Annotated in this window: 17 protein-coding genes and 1 pseudogene; 9 read left to right on the top strand and 9 right to left on the bottom strand. The window is 60.1% G+C overall.

Annotation, left to right across the window (positions count from 1 at the left end):
- The coding region (locus ACRAUW_RS11625) for a heavy metal translocating P-type ATPase (RefSeq protein WP_431362409.1) at nucleotides 1-1,877 on the top strand (1,877 nt) is incomplete at its 5' end.
- A 210-nt stretch (nucleotides 1,878-2,087) separates the two neighbouring features.
- Here ACRAUW_RS11625 and pulA read toward each other — a convergent pair.
- Complete coding sequence (pulA, locus tag ACRAUW_RS11620) at nucleotides 2,088-6,122, bottom strand: pullulanase-type alpha-1,6-glucosidase (protein WP_431362408.1); 4,035 nt, start codon at nucleotides 6,120-6,122, stop codon at nucleotides 2,088-2,090.
- A gap of 262 nt (nucleotides 6,123-6,384) precedes the next feature.
- Between pulA and ACRAUW_RS11615 the strand changes: the two genes are divergently transcribed.
- Nucleotides 6,385-6,798 carry a hypothetical protein gene (locus tag ACRAUW_RS11615; protein ID WP_431362407.1) on the top strand — a complete coding sequence of 138 codons (414 nt, stop codon included), beginning with the start codon at nucleotides 6,385-6,387 and terminating at the stop codon, nucleotides 6,796-6,798.
- A gap of 275 nt (nucleotides 6,799-7,073) precedes the next feature.
- Here ACRAUW_RS11615 and glnK read toward each other — a convergent pair whose 3' ends face one another.
- Nucleotides 7,074-7,412, bottom strand: coding sequence for a P-II family nitrogen regulator (gene glnK / locus ACRAUW_RS11610; RefSeq protein WP_005341406.1), 339 nt, complete (start codon nucleotides 7,410-7,412; stop codon nucleotides 7,074-7,076).
- A 201-nt stretch (nucleotides 7,413-7,613) separates the two neighbouring features.
- On the opposite strand from glnK, the gene arfB reads away from it, so the two are divergent.
- Both arfB and ACRAUW_RS11600 read left to right on the top strand, forming a co-directional pair.
- Nucleotides 7,614-8,030, top strand: coding sequence for an alternative ribosome rescue aminoacyl-tRNA hydrolase ArfB (gene arfB, locus ACRAUW_RS11605; protein ID WP_431362406.1), 417 nt, complete (start codon nucleotides 7,614-7,616; stop codon nucleotides 8,028-8,030).
- Between the two features lie 32 nt (nucleotides 8,031-8,062).
- Nucleotides 8,063-8,551: pseudogene (locus ACRAUW_RS11600) on the top strand (methylated-DNA--[protein]-cysteine S-methyltransferase); the annotation flags it as partial.
- Nucleotides 8,552-8,886: 335 nt separating this feature from the next.
- Here the strand turns inward: ACRAUW_RS11600 and ACRAUW_RS11595 are convergent.
- The 3 genes from ACRAUW_RS11595 to ACRAUW_RS11585 form a co-directional block, all read right to left on the bottom strand.
- A complete protein-coding gene (locus ACRAUW_RS11595) occupies nucleotides 8,887-9,312 on the bottom strand; it encodes a hypothetical protein (RefSeq protein ID WP_108613288.1) in 426 nt (141 codons plus the stop codon).
- A 140-nt stretch (nucleotides 9,313-9,452) separates the two neighbouring features.
- Nucleotides 9,453-9,743, bottom strand: coding sequence for a hypothetical protein (locus ACRAUW_RS11590; protein ID WP_041209062.1), 291 nt, complete (start codon nucleotides 9,741-9,743; stop codon nucleotides 9,453-9,455).
- 65 nt (nucleotides 9,744-9,808) lie between these two features.
- Nucleotides 9,809-10,183: a YacL family protein gene (locus tag ACRAUW_RS11585; RefSeq protein WP_431362405.1), complete on the bottom strand. Its 375-nt coding sequence runs from the start codon at nucleotides 10,181-10,183 to the stop codon at nucleotides 9,809-9,811.
- A gap of 208 nt (nucleotides 10,184-10,391) precedes the next feature.
- Between ACRAUW_RS11585 and ACRAUW_RS11580 the strand changes: the two genes are divergently transcribed.
- The 5 genes from ACRAUW_RS11580 to ACRAUW_RS11560 all read left to right on the top strand — a co-directional run bounded on the left by ACRAUW_RS11580 (nucleotide 10,392) and on the right by ACRAUW_RS11560 (nucleotide 15,421).
- Complete coding sequence (locus ACRAUW_RS11580; RefSeq protein ID WP_431362404.1) at nucleotides 10,392-11,507, top strand: sugar diacid recognition domain-containing protein; 1,116 nt, start codon at nucleotides 10,392-10,394, stop codon at nucleotides 11,505-11,507.
- A 118-nt stretch (nucleotides 11,508-11,625) separates the two neighbouring features.
- Nucleotides 11,626-12,888 (top strand): GntP family permease, encoded by a 1,263-nt coding sequence (locus ACRAUW_RS11575; protein ID WP_431362403.1) that lies wholly within the window; start codon nucleotides 11,626-11,628, stop codon nucleotides 12,886-12,888.
- Nucleotides 12,889-12,897: 9 nt separating this feature from the next.
- Nucleotides 12,898-14,031, top strand: coding sequence for a glycerate kinase (locus ACRAUW_RS11570; RefSeq protein ID WP_431362402.1), 1,134 nt, complete (start codon nucleotides 12,898-12,900; stop codon nucleotides 14,029-14,031).
- A 231-nt stretch (nucleotides 14,032-14,262) separates the two neighbouring features.
- Nucleotides 14,263-14,826: an NnrU family protein gene (locus ACRAUW_RS11565; protein WP_431362401.1), complete on the top strand. Its 564-nt coding sequence runs from the start codon at nucleotides 14,263-14,265 to the stop codon at nucleotides 14,824-14,826.
- A 58-nt stretch (nucleotides 14,827-14,884) separates the two neighbouring features.
- Nucleotides 14,885-15,421, top strand: coding sequence for a glutathione peroxidase (locus ACRAUW_RS11560; RefSeq protein ID WP_431362400.1), 537 nt, complete (start codon nucleotides 14,885-14,887; stop codon nucleotides 15,419-15,421).
- A gap of 312 nt (nucleotides 15,422-15,733) precedes the next feature.
- On the opposite strand, the gene ACRAUW_RS11555 is transcribed toward ACRAUW_RS11560, so the two are convergent.
- The 4 genes from ACRAUW_RS11555 to proC all read right to left on the bottom strand — a co-directional run.
- A complete protein-coding gene (locus ACRAUW_RS11555) occupies nucleotides 15,734-16,153 on the bottom strand; it encodes a DUF4426 domain-containing protein (protein ID WP_431362399.1) in 420 nt (139 codons plus the stop codon).
- Nucleotides 16,154-16,196: 43 nt separating this feature from the next.
- Nucleotides 16,197-16,499, bottom strand: coding sequence for a DUF167 family protein YggU (yggU, locus tag ACRAUW_RS11550; protein ID WP_005340341.1), 303 nt, complete (start codon nucleotides 16,497-16,499; stop codon nucleotides 16,197-16,199).
- Entirely contained in the window at nucleotides 16,499-17,050 is a 552-nt protein-coding gene (locus tag ACRAUW_RS11545; RefSeq protein WP_005340343.1) for a YggT family protein, read from the bottom strand. Before ACRAUW_RS11545 ends, yggU begins: the two co-directional genes overlap by 1 nt.
- Before the next feature lie 11 nt (nucleotides 17,051-17,061).
- On the bottom strand, nucleotides 17,062-17,843 hold a 782-nt coding region (gene proC, locus ACRAUW_RS11540), incomplete at its 5' end, for a pyrroline-5-carboxylate reductase (RefSeq protein WP_431362398.1).

Here is a 17,843-nt window from a genome sequence, read left to right as displayed (position 1 = left end):
CCACACGCCAAAGCCCGCTGCTGACCACCCTGGGCAAATATTGGCAACCCCTGTCGCTGGCCGGCCTGATGCTGGTGGCGGCCCTGCTGCCGAAAGAGTTCGGTCAGCCGCTCTTTACCCTGGCGACCCTGTGGGGGCTGTGGCCCATCTCCCGCAAGGCGTGGGCGCTGACCAAGAGCGGCTCTCCCTTCGCCATCGAGACCCTGATGACGGTGGCCGCCGTGGGTGCCCTGTTCCTCGGTGAAACCGCCGAAGCGGCCATGGTGCTGCTGCTCTTTATGCTGGGTGAACATCTGGAGGCCTACGCCGCCGGACGCGCCCGGGCCGGAGTGACCGCCCTGATGGCGCTGGTACCCGACAAGGCGCTGCGGATCCGTACCACTGCCGAGAGCGAGGTGCGGGAAGAGGTCGCTGCCGATGAGCTGCGTCCCGGCGATATCATCGAAATCGCCCCGGGTGCTCGTCTACCTGCCGACGCCCGCCTGCTCGATGAGCTCGGGGCATTTGACGAGAGCGCCCTGACCGGTGAATCCATTCCGGTGGAACGCCGCCAGGGTGACAAGGTACCGGCCGGTAGTCTGGCGGCCGATCGGGTGCTGCGCCTCGAGGTGGTGTCCGAGCCCGGCAACAACGCCATCGACCGCATCCTGCACCTCATCGAGGAGGCCGAAAGCCAGCGCGCCCCCATCGAGCGCTTTATCGACCGCTTCAGCCGCTGGTATACCCCGGCCATGATGCTGGTTGCCCTGCTGGTGGTGCTGGTGCCGCCGCTTGCCTTCGGCCAGAGCTGGGATGAGTGGGTTTATCGTGGGCTGGCACTGCTGCTGATCGGTTGCCCCTGCGCGCTGGTCATCTCCACCCCGGCAGCGGTTACCTCGGCGCTGGCCGCCGCTACCCGTCAGGGGGCGCTCATCAAGGGCGGTGCTGCGCTGGAGCGATTGGCCCATATCGATACCGTTGCGTTTGACAAGACCGGCACCCTGACCCTGGGCAAGCCGCAGCTGACCGAACTGGTGAGCCTCAATGGCCAGCCGGAAACCGAGCTGCTGGCACTGGCGGCTGCCATCGAGCAGGGCTCCCACCACCCGCTGGCCCGCGCCGTATTTGCCGCCGCCAACGAGCAGGGGTTGGCACAGGTAGAAGCCCGCGACCTGCGAGCCCTGCCGGGCATGGGTGTTGAAGGGCGCATCAACGGCGAGCTGTGGCAACTGCTGGCACCGAGCCGGGTGGCGACCCTGAATGTGGAACAGCAGACCCGGATTGGGTCGCTGGAGCGGCAGGGCAAGACCGTTGCGGTGCTCTGCCAGAGCAGCGATGATCAGGCGTTGCCGGTCGCCCTGCTGGCGCTGCGGGATCAGATCCGGCCGGAAGCGGCTGCGGCGCTGCAAGAGCTCAACCAGCTCGGCCTGCAGAGCATCATGCTGACCGGTGACAACCCCCGCGCAGCAGAGGCGATCGCCGGTGAGCTGGGGATGGGATGGCGCGCGGGTCTGTTGCCGGAGGGCAAGGTGGAAGAGATCGCCAAGCTCGCCAGCTCGCAGAAAGTCGCGATGATCGGTGATGGCATCAACGATGCCCCGGCCATGAAGCGGGCCAGTATCGGCATCTCCATGGGCGGCGGCACCGATGTGGCGCTGGAGACCGCCGATGCGGCGCTGACCCACAACCAGCTCGGCGGTATTGCCGCGATGATCCGGCTGTCGCGGGCGGCACTGGCCAATATTCACCAGAATATTACGCTGGCGCTGGGGCTTAAAGCCATCTTCCTGGTCACCAGCCTGCTCGGCATCACCGGCCTGTGGATTGCGGTGCTGGCCGATACCGGCGCCACCGCGCTGGTGACCGCCAACGCCTTGCGGCTGCTGCGCAAGCGTTAAGCCAGCCAATGGCATCCCAGCCAAAAGCCGTCCCCCAACCGGGACGGCTTTTCTTTTTCCTCTCATTTCTCTCACGGCACCCCGTAAAAGAAAAAGCGCGCCTGCCGGTCGGCAGTCGCGCTTTGCTTACTCTCTCGGAGTTATCCCACCCTTGGCAAGGTGGAATTCAACCCGGGGGCGCCGAGCCATCCCCCGGACTCAATGGCTTGCTTACTTGACGCTGCACTCCTGAATGACGGCAGTACCCGCCTTGACGCCAGCCGGGTCAACCTTCACCAGCACACTCCACAGCCCCTGCGGCAGGGTGATGCTGTTATTGGCACTGCCCCCCTTGGAGAAGGCGAACGAATAGCCGGTTTCAGCGTTCACCGCGCCGCCATCGTTGAGCAGGAACTCCTTGCTCCACTCCTCGTTGGCGACCTTGAACTCGGTGCTGCCGGCATAGTTGAACGCCGCCTGATAGATGGCAAGATCACCGTCCATCCCCTTGTAGCTCAGCTGGTACTGGGGCTGGGCATTCCAGCCTGAAAGCTCACCCTTGACGAACAGGTTGTAGCCGAGCGGATTGCCCGCCACCGTATCCAGCACCTTGCAGCTCTGCACCGGCTCGGTGAAGCTGACGCTCAGGGTCGGTTTGTCCTTGTTCATGGCGGTAAAGACAAACTTGTAGCTGCCTGCCTTGGCCAGATCGACACCGATATTGCCGGTTTCTCCCCCCTTGCAAAGGGTCAGCGGAGTGCCGACCACCAGCTTGTCACCGGCGTTGCAGCTGCCGTAGTTGACCGGCCCCCAGCTGGCGTCAGCGATCTTGACGTTGGTGGTACCCAGCTTGTCGGTGCTCACCTCGGTAGTGAACTCGTACATGAAGTTGCCGCTGAAGGTCATCTGGTTGGTGTTACCCCACTCATTGAGGAACCCCTTCAGATAAACATCGGTGTTGCCAAACGGTGGCAGGGTGCTCAGGTCGGTCTTCTTGCTGACCGGCAGGCCCGCACCCTGTACACCAGACTGCGGCTTGACGAACACGGCGGCAGACCAAGCCCCCAGCGTCAGCTGGCCGTTATCATAGGCAGCGCCGCTGGCGATGCTGTCGACTGCGCGATGCTTGCTGCTTAGCACCATACCGCTCAGATCGATCGGCTGATCGTTGCCGTCACGGAAGTCGCCGATGCTCTGGCTCTGGTTGCTAGCGTTGATCATCACCACCAGACCGTCGATGGCCGGATCCAGATCCGCCCCGGCACTGACGCCATCATCCACCGTCATGACGATAAGGCCCGGCACCTGATCCGGGCCGGTGTTGCGGAAGTCGACCCGCTTGATCACCTCGGCACCACTGCCCAGACGCAGCAGGCGGGAGGAGTTGCGCAGCTCCGCCAGCTCCTGATAGAAGCTCACCATCTGCGCCATCTCGGCCGAGCCCGGCTTGGCATGCTTGCCGAGCACCTGCTCGATCAGCGGATAGTTGTCGCCATCCTTGTCCTTGCGCGGCAACCCCTTGTCGAAGTTGTTGTCGCCCAGGGTGTAGTCGACCTTGTTGTACCAGTCGCCCGAGTCATAGCTGTCCCGCTCCATGGATTTGGATCGCAGCAACTCGACCCCGGCGTGGGTGAAGGGAATGCCCTGACCCAGCATGGCGGTCGCCAGCGATACTCCCTGCATCCGCACCAGATCGGCTCCGGCAGGCGCCTTGTAGATCAGGTTGTCGAACAGGGTCTGGTTGTCGTGCTTGTCGACATAGTTCTGCACTTCCACCGGATCCTGGGCATAACCGGCAGGCTGACCGTTGTAGTCGATCTCGGCGCCTTTTTTCGGCATGCCATCCTTGTCGGTTAGCACGAAATCCTTTAGGTTGCCCGCCATGCCGAGCCGCACCAGATCGGACTGGTGCAAGGCCGTAGCCAGATCCACCTTGCTCATTTCGTTAGGATCGACGAAGGCACCGTTGCCAAAGCCCTGGGTCTTGCGAATGGTATCGCCACCGTCGAACGGACTGCCGCCGCGCACCGCATCGCGCAAGCGATCGGAGAAGGAGCCGATACCGGTACCACCCAGATGCTTCTGGGTCGCCTGCACGAAGCGCTTGTCATCCTGCACTTCGCCGAAGTTCCACCCCTCGCCGTAGAAGTACATATCGGGATTGACCTTCTTCACCGCGGCCAGCGCCTGCACCATCTGATCTTTCGGGTGGTGGCCCATCAGGTCGAAGCGGAAGGCGTCGATCTTGTAGTCGCGCGCCCAGGTGACCAGAGAGTCATCCATCAGCTTGGCAAACATGGCGTGTTCCGGCGCCGTGTTGGAGCAGCAGGTGGAGTTCTCGACCGAACCGGTCTCCGGATTGAGGCGCTGATAGTACCAGGGCACTATCTTGTCGAGCACCGACTTGGGGCCGAGCCCGGATTCGTTGGTGTGGTTGTAGACCACGTCCATCACCACGTTCATGCCGATGTTCTGCTTGATGGCCTTGACCATCTCGCGGAACTCCAGAATACGTTTGGTCCCCTCGGCGTTGGTGGCGTAGGAGCCTTCCGGCGTGGTGTAGTGGTAGGGATCATAGCCCCAGTTGAAGGAGTCAACGCCGCGCAGATAGCCGTACAGCTCCTGCACTACAGGGTTCTCCTTGCTGTCGCTGGCTTGCAGATCTTCCAGTACGGCTTCGATGGTCTGGCCACCGCCGCAGTGATTGGCAAACTTGGAATTTTTCACTTCCGGATTGACCTGGCAGAGCTTGCTGAAGTCATCGCTGATATTGGCCACCTTGGCCGGATCCTCGTTGACGGTAGCTATGTCAAACACCGGCAGCAGGTGCAGGTGGCTGATGCCGCTTTTTGCCAGCGCTTTCAGATGGTTGACCGGTACAGAGTCCGGCTGGGTCAGGCCGAGGAACTTGCCGCGCTTCTCTTCATCGGTGGAGGCGTCATTCCCGGTCAGGTCGCGAACATGGGCCTCATAGATGGTGATGTCGGCGGGGTTCTGCTGGCTGTGGGGCGCCTTGAGGCTGTCCCACCCTTCCGGTTTCAGGGCCGGATCGTCGAGATCCACTACCTGACTGAACTCGGAGTTCATCGCGAGGCTCAGGGAGTAGGGATCGGTCACCTCGTAGTGCTCAACCTTGCGGCTCAGCGGATGGTAAACCTCCATGTCGTAGCGGTAGAACTGGCCAATCAGCTCGCTGCCCCCTTCGTAACTCCAGCTGCCGCTGGCGCTGTCGAAGGTCATGGCCACCTCGCCACTCTTCTGGTGGCTGGCGTTGTAGAGGGCCAGCTTGACCGACTTGGCGGTCGGCGCCCAGAGGCGGAAGGTCACCCGGTTACCCTCCACCACGGCACCATAGCTCAGCTTGGTCGCCTCGGGAGCATAAAGCGCATCGAGGGCGCCGGCGCTCTGCACCAGGGTCGCCCCCTGCAGGATACCGTCGGCATCGGTGCCTATAGCCACCAGCTCACCCTTGAGCAGGGGCTTGAGATCTTTACCCGCAGGCAGGGCAAAAGCGGCGGCATCCTTGAGATGCGGATATTTGGCCTGCTGCTCGGCAGTCAGAGTGGTCGCGGTCAGGCTGATATAGGGGAAATCGAACACCCCATCGGCATTGGCCTTGATGGTGCCCGAGTCGGTGTAATAGAGGCGAACGTGGGGCTTGTCCTTGCCCCCTTGCCAGATCAGGGTATTGCCATCGATCAAATGAGCGCTGGCCCCCGCCACGCCAAAGGCGGCGGTAAAGGCTTCGGCACGGCTGCCAAACAGATCTTTCTTGCCCGCGACGATGGCCACGGTGCGATCCGGGTGCTCACTGAAGATCACCTTCATATCGCTGCCGGTCAGGTTGGCCAGATCGCCGTTGCGGGCAATGAAGTTGATGCACCCTTCCACCTTGTTGAGCGGCACGACCCAGGCCGGACCAAAGCTGTCGGCGGAGGCTGGTGTCTTGCTCTTGTCACCCCACCCGGTATTCAGGCCGCTATCAGCCGTGGCGTTGCAGGCATCGTTGTTCCAAAGATGCAGGCTGTGGCTGTCAAACGGTGCCTTGGCCCCTTTGGCTGCCGACTGGGTATCCACCAGCGCAATGACTACCTCGTTGGGGCCTGCTTGCAGCAGCTCCTTGGGGGGATCCATCTTGGGCAAGCGAGCGACAGGTCCATCAGAAGGTTCAGGTGTAGAAGTAGATGTGCTGTTGTCATTACAGCCAGATAAAAGCGCGAGCAGTGAGGCTGTTACCAGCGCCACTTTGGTCTTTTTCATATCCATATTTTTATAATTCCCGCTGTAGTTAGTCTCGATAGTCGAGCACCCGGTCATTGCCAGGCGGTGCCATATTAATCAGCGGCAATCGATTCAAATGTGAGCGGAAGGGCAAAAAAACCATCCAGTTTCAACAAGATAACGTTTTCAGACTGAAACTTCGATCCGGCTCACAGACCTCGTGGCCATTTGGCCTCATATCTGGAAAACGGCAGTCACGGGGTCAGAAAAGCAATGTCTGATCAAGTGGATAGACAAGGAGTAAACAATGAAACGGATTGAAGAGCAGGCAAGACGACTCGATCAGGAGTATCAGGCGATCGGGCAGCTGTTCGAGCAGTTTTGCCAGCAGGCGGGCGCCCTGGCCGAGCAGTATCACTTCTTCAACTGGCCCGATTATGAAGACTCGCCCCCGCTGAGCCGCGCCTTCACCCTGCTGGGGGAACCCCGCGAGCTGCGGCTGCGCTGTCAGCCCGGTGAGCGTTCCGCACTCAATGGCCTGATCCAGGTGGTCTCTGAGGATGGCACCATAGATGCCAGCCTCGGATTTCGCGCCGATGGCCAGCTGTTGCTGGAGTCTGGCAAGCTGCTGGACAACCCGCCCGGACTACTGCTCAAGTTGCTACTCGGCGCAGTGTGGCAACACAAGCCCCAGGAGGAGCTCTCCGGGCAACAGCACTGAACCGGTTGAGAGTTGGCACGGGCACATACTGGGCTCCCGAAGCGGCAGGTTTATCCCGCCTTGTTGTCGAGCCGGATTGTCGCCTCGTCAGGTATTGCAGTCTGAATAAGCCAACTTCAGCGCGATAGAAGGGTAAAATGAAAGAGACCTAATGGAGTCCACTTCGGCCTCTTTTGTCCAATACCATATGTTAATCTGGCTGCAGTGATCTCTTATGCCATCGCATTCCCCGAGATCGGGAGATCAGCAGATCTGTACGTCACGGATGCGGTTTATCAGAGCGCCTCGTCGTCACTCTCGCCGGTACGGATGCGCACCGCCTGCAGCAAGTCGTAGACAAAAATCTTGCCGTCACCGATCTTGCCGGTATAGGCCGCCTTGCAGATCGCCTCGATCACCCCTTCCACGTTATCATCGGCGGTGGCAATCTCCAGCTTCACCTTGGGCAGGAAGTCGACCTGATACTCGGCTCCCCGGTATAATTCGGTGTGTCCCTTTTGGCGGCCAAATCCCTTGACCTCGGACACGGTCAGCCCTTCCACCCCCAGGTTGGCAATCGCCTCGCGGACATCGTCCAACTTGAACGGTTTGATAATCGCACTAATCAGTTTCATCTGGTTGCTCCCAATCCATGGTGTGTCATGAATCGGGTATCAATTCTTATGCCAAGTATTTTTATTGTTATATTTCATGTGGATAGAGTTTAATGCCGGCGCCATGCGCTAGGCACATCCCCATAACCGGCCCGTACGCCCCATAATGAGGCACCATGCTGCAGCGGTCAGCGGGTATGCACCAAACAAGAGCAAAACAGCATGTTAGTTATTTCCAACAGCGTCACGCTTCCCTGGCATGAGCTGCAATTTCAGACCATGCGGGCACAGGGCAACGGCGGACAGCACGTCAACAAGACCGACTCCGCCGTTTGGTTGCGCTTCGATTACCGCAACTCTCCCAGCCTGACGCCCCTCTACAAGGAGGGTCTCGACATGCTGAGTGACAGCCGGGTACACAACGGCTTTATCATGATCAGGGTCGAGAGCCATCGCAGCCAGGACATGAACCGCAAGGAGGCGATGAGCCGTCTGGTGGAGTTGCTGAAGAAAGCAGCCTGGCGCCCCAAGGCCCGCCATGCCACCAAGCCGACCCGCAGCTCCCAGCGCAAACGGGTCGATGCCAAGAAACGCAAGGGGGATATCAAGTCCGCCCGCGGCAAACCGGTTCTGGACTGAGCCAACCCCCAACCTCCAAAGGATGTCAGCCGATGAGATACAGCTTTTGCGATAGCACCTGCGGTCCGCTGCTGGTCGCCATTGATCAGGATGGCCTGCGCCACGTGGAGTTCATGCACGGGGAGCGGCCCGTCATGCCACAAGCTGACTGGCAACGGGATGACAAGGCGCTGGCCCCCTATCTTGCCCAGTTCACCGCCTATTTCGCCGGAAAGTTGCAGCAGTTTGATCTGCCCATGGCAGCGAAGGGCACCCCGTTCCAGCAAACGGTGTGGAGCGCTTTGTGCGATATCCCCTATGGCGAGACCGTCAGCTATCTCGAGATTGCCCAAGCTATCGGCAATCCCAAGGCGGTGCGGGCGGTGGGTGCTGCCAACGGGCGCAATCCGCTGAGCATCATAGTGCCCTGCCATCGGGTGATCGGACGCCGCGGCGATCTGACCGGCTATGCTGGCGGCATTCCCATCAAGTGCTGGTTGCTTGAGCTGGAGCAACGTCACGTACCGTTTGTCCTGGCTCCATACCCATCAATGTGTACAGCAGGGGAGAGCTTAGAGCACCTTGTTGAAAACGTGCCTGGAAGATGAACAGGGGATGAAAAAATGTCTCAGCACTACTTCAGATAGACGCAGGCATGATGGTTCCATACTTGAATGGCACGGCTCATTCGCTGATTCAAGTAGCACCCATGTGACGCTTCCAATCTGTCTTTTTCCCCGCGCCTCCTCTGAGGCGCTTTTTTTGTGCCAATACAACAGGTCACCACCCGGGTTGAGTGGCCTGAGCGCCACAACATCTCACCCGCCCAAAAACCAAGAGGCGAAGGATCATCCTTCGCCTCTGACGTAACAGCTGGCTACTCGCTCTGGGGCAGGAACTGCAATTCCGGCGCCGAGGAGGTCAGCACATCGGCACAATAATCCCAGGTCGAGATGCGATAGTGCTGCAGATCTTCATCCAGATGCAGGCCGTCCGACTCCTGATGGAACCAGCTGGCAAAACGGGATGGGGTGATGAGCTGGATCTGCTCTTCGATGGTGTGACTATCCTTCCCTTCGGCCAGATCGCAATCTTCGATGACCCGCAGGGCATAGATGTGGCGAAAATAGACCCGGCAGAGGATTTGCGGGGGCAAATCGATACTGCGCGCACGCCCCAGCATGATGGTCAGAGAGTCGCTCCAGAGATCCTGATGCAGCTCGGCCACAACCAGACCGGGAGGTAGCTGGCGGGACGGAGCCCAAGGGACGGCAACCTGCCGAATGGCATTTTTCTGTTCCATATTCACCTCACGACGACTCGCTCCCTGTCTTGAGTCTATCTGAACCACATAGTCCCGGCGAAGGCAATCGAAGGACAATAAAAGCGGCAATAAAAAAGCCGGAGCAAGCAGCTCCGGCTTTTGCCATTCATGGACGCCGATTAACGGCCCGATTCGGCGATGACGCGGGCGATGATGTCGGCGCGCTGGTTGGCATCCAGCTCACCCAGCGCGATCAGGCCAGCCTTGAAGATGACGTTCTTCGGCAGGCTGACATCATCCAGTGTGGTGATTGCTTCTACGTGCATGCCGTTCAGACGGCTGGCATCGCGCGGGCTCAGGTTGACCTGAGTGTTCAGCACCTGCTTGCCCTTCTTCTTGGGTTGGGCGGGTTTCTTCGGTTGATCCTGCTCGTCTTCCGGCAGCTCGTCATCAAAATCGTAAATAGACATAGTCAATCCTGTTGGTTTGGATGGTCGACCGCAGTGGCCGACCAGAATAAGCGAAACGGGGTCACTCAGCCCATATCCTCGTTGCGGATAAAGGCGCGCCAGGAGGTTAGCACCTGGGCAAAGTCTTCCAGCCCGCACATGGCCAGCTGTTCATCATCGTAGTAGGCGAGATCGTCGAGATCCTCGCCCAGCTCGATATTGAGGACGTTGGCCTTCACCTCTGCCTCTTCATGGGTCAGCAGCAGGGAGTAGTCACCGCCGGTGAGTCGGTATTCGACTCGGGTGCGGTTGGAGAGCTGATCAATGATGGAGAAGAGCTCGTCGAGCTTCTCCTCATCCTTGCCCACTTCGTCGATCAGCCACTGGCCGATGGCTTCATGGCCCATGGAGAAGCGGGCGCGATAACCACCGAACGGGTCGCGGCGAAATTCATAATCCATAGCACAGTCCAGAGCGGAGGGATGGGCCATCACGGGCAGGCGGGCGCAAGCACGCAATTCCGGCTCCATGGCGGGCTCACATCGGGTAAAGTGGCCTATTCTAGCGATCCCCCTCTCGCTTGTCTTGATGATGTGGCATCTTTGCTGCCATATGCTCTGAATCAGTCCGTGGTTGCATCGCCAGATCAACCTCTTGTCTGGAGATGTTATGCAGCTAAACGATAACCTTGCCCGCCAGATTGTTACGCGGGCGATGAAGATCCTCTCCTTCTCGGTCAACGTGATGGACGAGCATGGTCTCATCATTGCGTCCGGCAATCCGGAGCGGCTCCATCAGCGCCACGAAGGGGCCGTGCTGGCGCTCACCGAAAACCGGGTGGTGGAGATCAGCGAAGCGACAGCCCGCGAGCTAAAGGGGGTGCGTCCCGGAATCAATCTGCCTATCGCCTATCAGGGTGAACTGCTGGGTGTCATCGGCATCTCAGGCGATCCGGACATCGTTCGTGCTTACGCCGAGCTGGTGCGGATGACTGCCGAGCTGATCCTGGAGCAGGCTGCGCTCACCGAGCAGCTGCAGTGGGACAAGCGCCACAAGGAAGAGCTGGTGCTGCAGCTGATCCGCGGCGAGGGGCGGATAGATCAGTTGCAGCAGGCGGCCCGCTTTCTCGGGCTGGAGTTGGCCCAGCCGCGCGTGGTGGCGGTGCTGGCGCTGGAGGATAGCGACCCTGCCCGGTTGCGGGAGCTGGTTCATCAGCTGGAGAATCCGGAGCGGGACAATCTGGTGGCCATCAACGGGCTCGACGAGATAGTGGTGCTCAAACCGGCGCAGTTGAGTGAGGGGGTCTGGCAATCGGCGCAGGAGCGCAACCGGATCAAGCAGTTGCTGGCCCGCATACCCCACTTCAAGGTGCATATCGCGGTGGGCGATTATTTCGCCGGGATCAACGGGCTGGCTCGCTCCTACCAGACGGCGCGGGATACCCTGCGCCGTGGCATGCGGCAGGCACCGCGCAAGCAGGTCTACTTCTTTGAGGACTACCGTTTACCGGTGCTGCTGGGCAGTCTGGCGGACTCCTGGCAGGCGGCTCAGCTGCGAGCCCCCTTGTTGAAACTGGCCGAAGAGGATAGCAAAGGGGCGCTGCAGAAGACCCTGCGCCACTATTTCTTGCAGGATTGTGATCTGCATCGCTGTGCCGAAGCCCTGTTCATTCACCCCAATACCCTGCGTTACCGACTAAACCGGATCGAGCAGATAACCGGGTTGAATTTCAACAAGTTAGACGACAAATTTTTGCTCTATCTCGGCCTTAATCTCGACTTGTGATTGTTAATTTAAACAAATTAATTCTTGTTTTAGGTGCAACATTTGGTCAGTTGGCCAAAGCTTTCTGACTGCAGCTCTTCATAATGGCGACCATCCACTCCCATTGAAGGTGTCCGTCATGATCCCGGTTACTGCCCTTGGCGCCATTGCGGCGCTCTCTATCGCTATCGTTCTCATCCTGAAGAAGGTTCCGCCCGCATACGGCATGATCGTCGGCGCTCTGGCCGGTGGTCTGATTGGCGGTGCCGATCTGACCCAGACCGTTGCCCTGATGATCGGCGGTGCCCAGGGGATCACCACTGCGGTGATGCGGATCCTGGCGGCCGGTGTACTGGCGGGCGTGCTGATCGAATCGGGCGCCGCCACCACTATCGCCGAAACCATCGTCAAGAAACTCGGTGAAACCCGTGCCCTGCTGGCGCTGGCGCTGGCAACCCTGATCCTGACCGCGGTTGGTGTATTCGTGGATGTGGCTGTTATCACGGTGGCGCCCATCGCGCTGGCCATCGCTCGCCGTGCCGACCTCTCCAAGGCGGCTATCCTGCTTGCGATGATCGGGGGCGGCAAGGCGGGTAACGTCATGTCCCCCAACCCCAACGCCATAGCGGCTGCGGATGCTTTCCATCTTCCCCTCACCTCTGTGATGGCCGCGGGCATCATCCCGGGTCTGTTTGGTCTGGTGATGGCCTACTGGCTGGCCAAGCGGCTGAACAACAAGGGCAGCAAGGTCGCCGCCGATGAGGTGGTGAGCTTCGAAGGTACCAAACTGCCGGGCTTTGCCGCCGCCATCAGTGCGCCGCTGGTTGCCATCCTGCTGCTGGCCCTGCGGCCGGTCGCCGGTATCGTGGTGGACCCGCTAATTGCGCTGCCGCTCGGTGGTCTGGTTGGTGCCCTGATGATGGGCAAGTTCAGCAAGGTGAACCAGTTTGCGGTCTCCGGCCTCGCCCGCATGGCGCCGGTCGCCATCATGCTGCTGGGGACCGGTACCCTGGCGGGCATTATTGCCAACTCCGGCCTGAAAGATGTGCTGATCAGCGGCCTGACCGCCTCCGGTCTGCCCTCCTACCTGCTGGCCCCCATCTCCGGTGCCCTGATGTCGCTGGCGACCGCCTCGACCACCGCCGGTACTGTAGTGGCTTCCAACGTATTCAGCTCCACCCTGATTGAACTGGGAATCAGCAGTCTGGCCGGAGCGGCGATGATCCATGCCGGTGCCACCGTGTTTGACCACATGCCCCACGGCTCCTTCTTCCATGCGACTGGCGGCAGCGTCCACATGGGAGTGGGTGAGCGACTCAAGCTAATCCCCTACGAAACAGCAGTCGGTCTGACCATCGCAGCTGTCTCTACCCTGATGTTTGGCGTGTTTGGTCTTGCCTAAGGAATTGATATGAAAATTGTTATTGCCCCCGATTCATTCAAGGAGAGTCTGAGCGCCATGGCGGTGGCTGATGCCATCGAGGCCGGTTTCAAGCAGATGTTGCCAAACGCCACCTACGTCAAATTACCGATGGCCGATGGCGGCGAAGGTACGGTGCAATCGCTGGTCGATGCCACCGGTGGCCACATCCTGCCGGTCGAAGTGACTGCACCGCTCGGCAACAAGGTACAGGGTTTTATCGGTCTGCTGGGTGATGGCGAGCGCGCCGTTATCGAGATGGCCGCCGCCTCCGGCATCCATCTGGTGGCGCCCGAGCAGCGCAATCCGCTGCTCACCTCCAGCTTCGGCACCGGTGAGTTGATCCTGGCCGCGCTGGAGATGGGGGTGAAGCACCTGATCCTCGGTATCGGCGGCAGCGCCACCAATGACGGCGGAGCCGGCATGATCCAGGCACTCGGCGGCAAGCTGCTCAAAGCCGATGGCTCAGCCATCGAGCCGGGTGGCGCAGGTCTCAGTGAGCTCGCGACCATCGACCTGAGCGGTCTGGATCCGCGTCTGGGCGAGCTGGTTATCGAGGTGGCGTGCGATGTGAACAACCCGCTGTGCGGCCCGAAAGGCGCCTCTGCGGTGTTTGGCCCGCAAAAGGGGGCGACCCCGGAGATGGTGCAGCAGCTCGATGCCAACCTCTCCCGTTATGCCGACTGCATTGAGCAGGCGCTCGGCAAGCAGGTGAAGGATATTCCGGGGGCGGGCGCCGCCGGTGGCATGGGGGCCGCGCTGGTCGGTCTGCTCGGTGCCGAGCTCAAGCCCGGTATCCAGATCGTCATCGAAGCCCTGAAACTGGCCGATGAAGTGGCCGATGCGGATTTGGTCATCACCGGTGAAGGACGCATCGACAGCCAGACCATCCACGGCAAGACGCCAATCGGTGTCGCACGCTGTGCCAAGCAGTTCGGCAAGCCGGTGATCGGCATCTCCGGTTGCCTGACCGACGATTGCGGTGTAGTACACGAGCACGGGCTGGACGCGGTATTCGCCGTGGTCAACCGTGCCATGTCTCTGCCGGAAGCGCTGGAGAGCGCCAGTACCAACATTCAGCTGACTGCGCGCAACGTCGCGGCACTCTATCAACTCAAGGGTTGAACCGGTTCGGTCGATGGCACCATCGGCCACTCAATATCCCCGTCTGGGGCATCTCCCATCCCGCGAGATGTCTGACTGCCCTAGCACTTCTTTGCCGATCCTCCGTGATCGGCTTTTTTCTTTCTGCTCCTTTGTCTTGCCACACTTTTGACTCCATGGGTTTGCGCGGTTTTGATAGGCGCAAATCTCCCTTTACGGCATAGTGGTCGTACCAAGTACAAGGAGAGACTCATGTTCCTGCTGACCCTGGGGGTTGCGCTGTTTACCCTGATCCATCTCTACCCCTGTTTTGCGGTGACCCATCGGGCGCGGCTACGCGAGCGGCTGGGTGAGAATCGCTACAAGGGGCTCTTCTCTCTGCTGGTGTTTGTCGCCATCGCCTGCATCATCGCCGGTTGGCGCTCGGCCAGCTCGCTGCCGCTCTATTTCCTGCCGGATTGGGGGCCGCTGACCATGACGGTGATGATGCCCTTTGCGTTGATCCTCTTCTTCTCCGGCCAGGGACCCAACCATCTGCGCCGCTGGCTGGTGCATCCGCAGCTGCTCGGAACCCTGCTCTGGGCGGTGGCCCATCTGCTGGTCAACAGTGAGGCGCGATCTCTGGTGCTGTTTGGCGGCATCGGGCTCTGGGCGCTGGTGAGCATGTTCTGGATTTCGGTGCGGGACTGGCAGCGATATCCACGCCCCGAGGCCAACTGGACCGGTACCGGCATCAGCGTCGGGGCGGGCCTGGCGGCCACGGCGCTGCTGGTGTTCTGGGGGCACGGCTGGCTGACCGGCATTCCATTGCATTGAGAGTGAACTGCGGCTCTGGTAACCGCGTATGATGGACAAAACAAAAGGAGTCTTGGCGATGAAATGGTTCACTCTGTTGCTGTTATTGGGGGCCAGCGCGGCCTCTGCGGCGTGCCCCGATTATTTCAATGTGGAGATGCGGGAGCTCAACAATTCACAGCGCCACAACCTCTGTCAGCTGACCGAGGGCAAGGTGGTGCTGGTGGTCAATACCGCCTCCTACTGCGGCTACAGCGGCCAGTTTCGCGATCTGGAGAAGCTCTACCAGAACTACAAGAATAAAGGACTGATTATTCTCGGTTTCCCCTCCAACGACTTTTGGCAGGAGGCGGGCAACGAGAACAAGACCGCCGAGGTGTGCCGTCGTGACTATGGCGTGACCTTCCCCATGTTCAACCGGGTAGCGGTGCGGGGCTCCGATGCGGTACCGCTGTTCAAGGGGCTGGCGGCGGCCGCTGACGGGGATGAGCCGAACTGGAACTTCCACAAGTATCTGGTGGGGCGCGATGGCAAGCTGATCGCCAGCTACGGTGCCAACCAGAATCCGGCTGACGACCCCCTCAAGCGGCAAATAATCAACGCGTTGGGGCAGTGATGACTGGGGAGGTGAGAACCTGCTTGCAGATTTGTGCGCAACACATCAATAACCTTCAGGCCCCGGTGGTATAACATTGCCGTTCAGATAAGCACATTCTTGAGTGATTATTCATAAATGTGACTTTAGTTGGGGAAGTAAGGCTGTTTCCAGTCACTCTTTCTCCGGCCTTTATCCAGTGTCGCTTGCAATAGAAAGAGGGAGGCATAATGGCTCCCTCGCTGTTTAGCCCTGATACTACGTGGGTTGGAACTCATATTCTCTTAAGTGAACAGCATTGCGGTGGTATCGGGGCCTTTGCCGTTTGGCGACTCAATCGACGTAGAAGGTCTGCTGGAAGGTGAGGTTCTGCTGCTGCCCACCGCCCATGATCTTCAGGGTGAACTGATAGGTGTCTTCGTTGCGGTAGGGGAGGGTCGCCAGATAGTAGATGGCATCACCCTCTTTTACCTCCTGAAAGTTCAGGGTGCGGATGGTGCCGGTCAGGTTCTTGGCCTCACCGGTGATCCCCACGGCTTGCGCCACTTTCTGCTTGTCCTGTACCGCGATATTGATGATGGCGTTGTAGCGACTGCGCTCCAGCCCGTATGTTTTGGCCACTTCCGGGGTAAGGAAGCTGGAGTTGAAGGCGTTGTAGTGCACCAGCCAGGGCCCCAGCTCCTTCATCTGTTCTGCCTTGAGCGGCAGGGTCATCAGCAGTGCCAGCAGGCCACTCATCAAGGCTGTTTTCATCTGTCATCCCTCTCATATCTACGGTTGGCGCAGGCCGATTCATTCAGCCTTGCGTGTCATTCAGCAGTGCACTCACTTCTTGCGGCAACTGTTTGGGGCTGTCGATGGCGACGGTTTTGTGTCGCCCCAGCTCGCCCCGCACTATGGTGATCTGTCCCTTGGCCACCTTGAACTGCTTGGCCAGAAACTTGATCAGATGGCTGTTGGCCTGGCCATCGACGGGCGGCGCCGTGATGGCCACTTTCAGCTCTTCGCCATGCAATCCGATGATCTGATCCCGACTCGCCTTGGGCTGGATCACCAGATGCAGTACCAGTTCATCCCCTTGTTGCAGGACGGCTGGCATCAAATCATCCACCACAGCTGGCCGAACAGGTCACCCAGCAAGTAGTTGATGGCTTGCAGGCCGATAAAGGCGACCAGCACCGAGAGATCCAGTCCGCCCAGCGCCGGCAGTACGCGGCGGATAGGGGCGAGGAACGGCTCGGTCAGCTGATGCATCACGTATTCGATGGGGTTGCGGCCCTGGCTGACCCAGCTCAGGATGGCGCGGATCAGCAGTACCCAGAAGATCATCGAGCCTGCTTTCTTCAGCACGGTCAGCGCGGCAAACAGGCTGATGCTGAGCCAGTCCGCCAGCAGCACGTTCATGCTCTTGAGCAGGGCCAGCTTGAGGAAGGCGACAGCCAGCGCCAGCACCACGGAGGCGAGATCGATGCCGCCAAAGCCCGGGATAACGCGGCGCAGCGGGATCACCAGCGGATTGGTCAGCTTGACCACCATCTGGCTCATCGGGTTGTAGAAGTCGGCGCGGGCCCACTGCAGCCAGACGCGCAGCAGGATCACCATCAGGTAGAGATCGAAAACGGTGTTAATCAGAAAGTAAGCAGTGTTCATCTGGGCTCCTGTTAGAAGAGGGTTTCCATTTCGGTGGCGCGAGCAACGGCCGCCTGCATGGCTTGCGCAGTCAGCGGCATCAGCCCCTGTTGCTGGAATGTCTTGATGGCTTCGGCTGTGGTACCACCCTTGCTGGTGACCTGCTCACGCAGGGTTTGCAGCGACAACTCGGGATTTTGCTCCACCATGGCGGCTGCGCCTAGCGCGGTCTGCTGCACCAGCAGGCGTGCCTGTTCGGGCGAGAAGCCCAGTGCCTCCGCCTCTTCGGCGATGGCCTGCATAAAGAGGAAGAAGTAGGCCGGGGCACTGCCCGCTGCGGCGATGATGCCGTTGATGCCGGACTCCTGCTCTACCCAGAGGGTCTTGCCGACCGCCTGCATCATCTGCTCGGCAAAGTCGCGATCGCTGGCTGCAATATGCTCGGGGGCATAGAGGCCGGTCATACCCAGCCCCAGCAGGGCCGGAGTGTTGGGCATGGTGCGGATGATGCGGTGATGGCCACCGGCCATCTCGCCAAGGCGTGTCACCTTGATGCCAGCCGCGATGGAGATAAGCAACTTACCCTCCAGCGAGTCCAGCTCGGCGACCAGCTCCGCCAGCATATCAGCCATCAGCTGCGGCTTGACCGCCAGCACGATCACCTCGGCATCGCGGGCCGCCTCGGCATTGGACTGGGTGATGCGAACGCCGTGGTCGCTGGCCAGAGCTTCCAGCTTGGGCAGACTGGGGTTGGCAGCTGTGATCTGCCCGGCGGGATAACCCGCCTTGACCAGTCCGGCGATGATGCTGCGGC

The sequence above is a fragment of the Aeromonas sp. genome, from assembly GCF_050633025.1.
Lineage (GTDB): Bacteria > Pseudomonadota > Gammaproteobacteria > Enterobacterales > Aeromonadaceae > Aeromonas.
The sequence above is the reverse complement of the archived record's forward strand: the minus strand, read 5'-3'. Positions and strand labels throughout refer to the sequence as shown.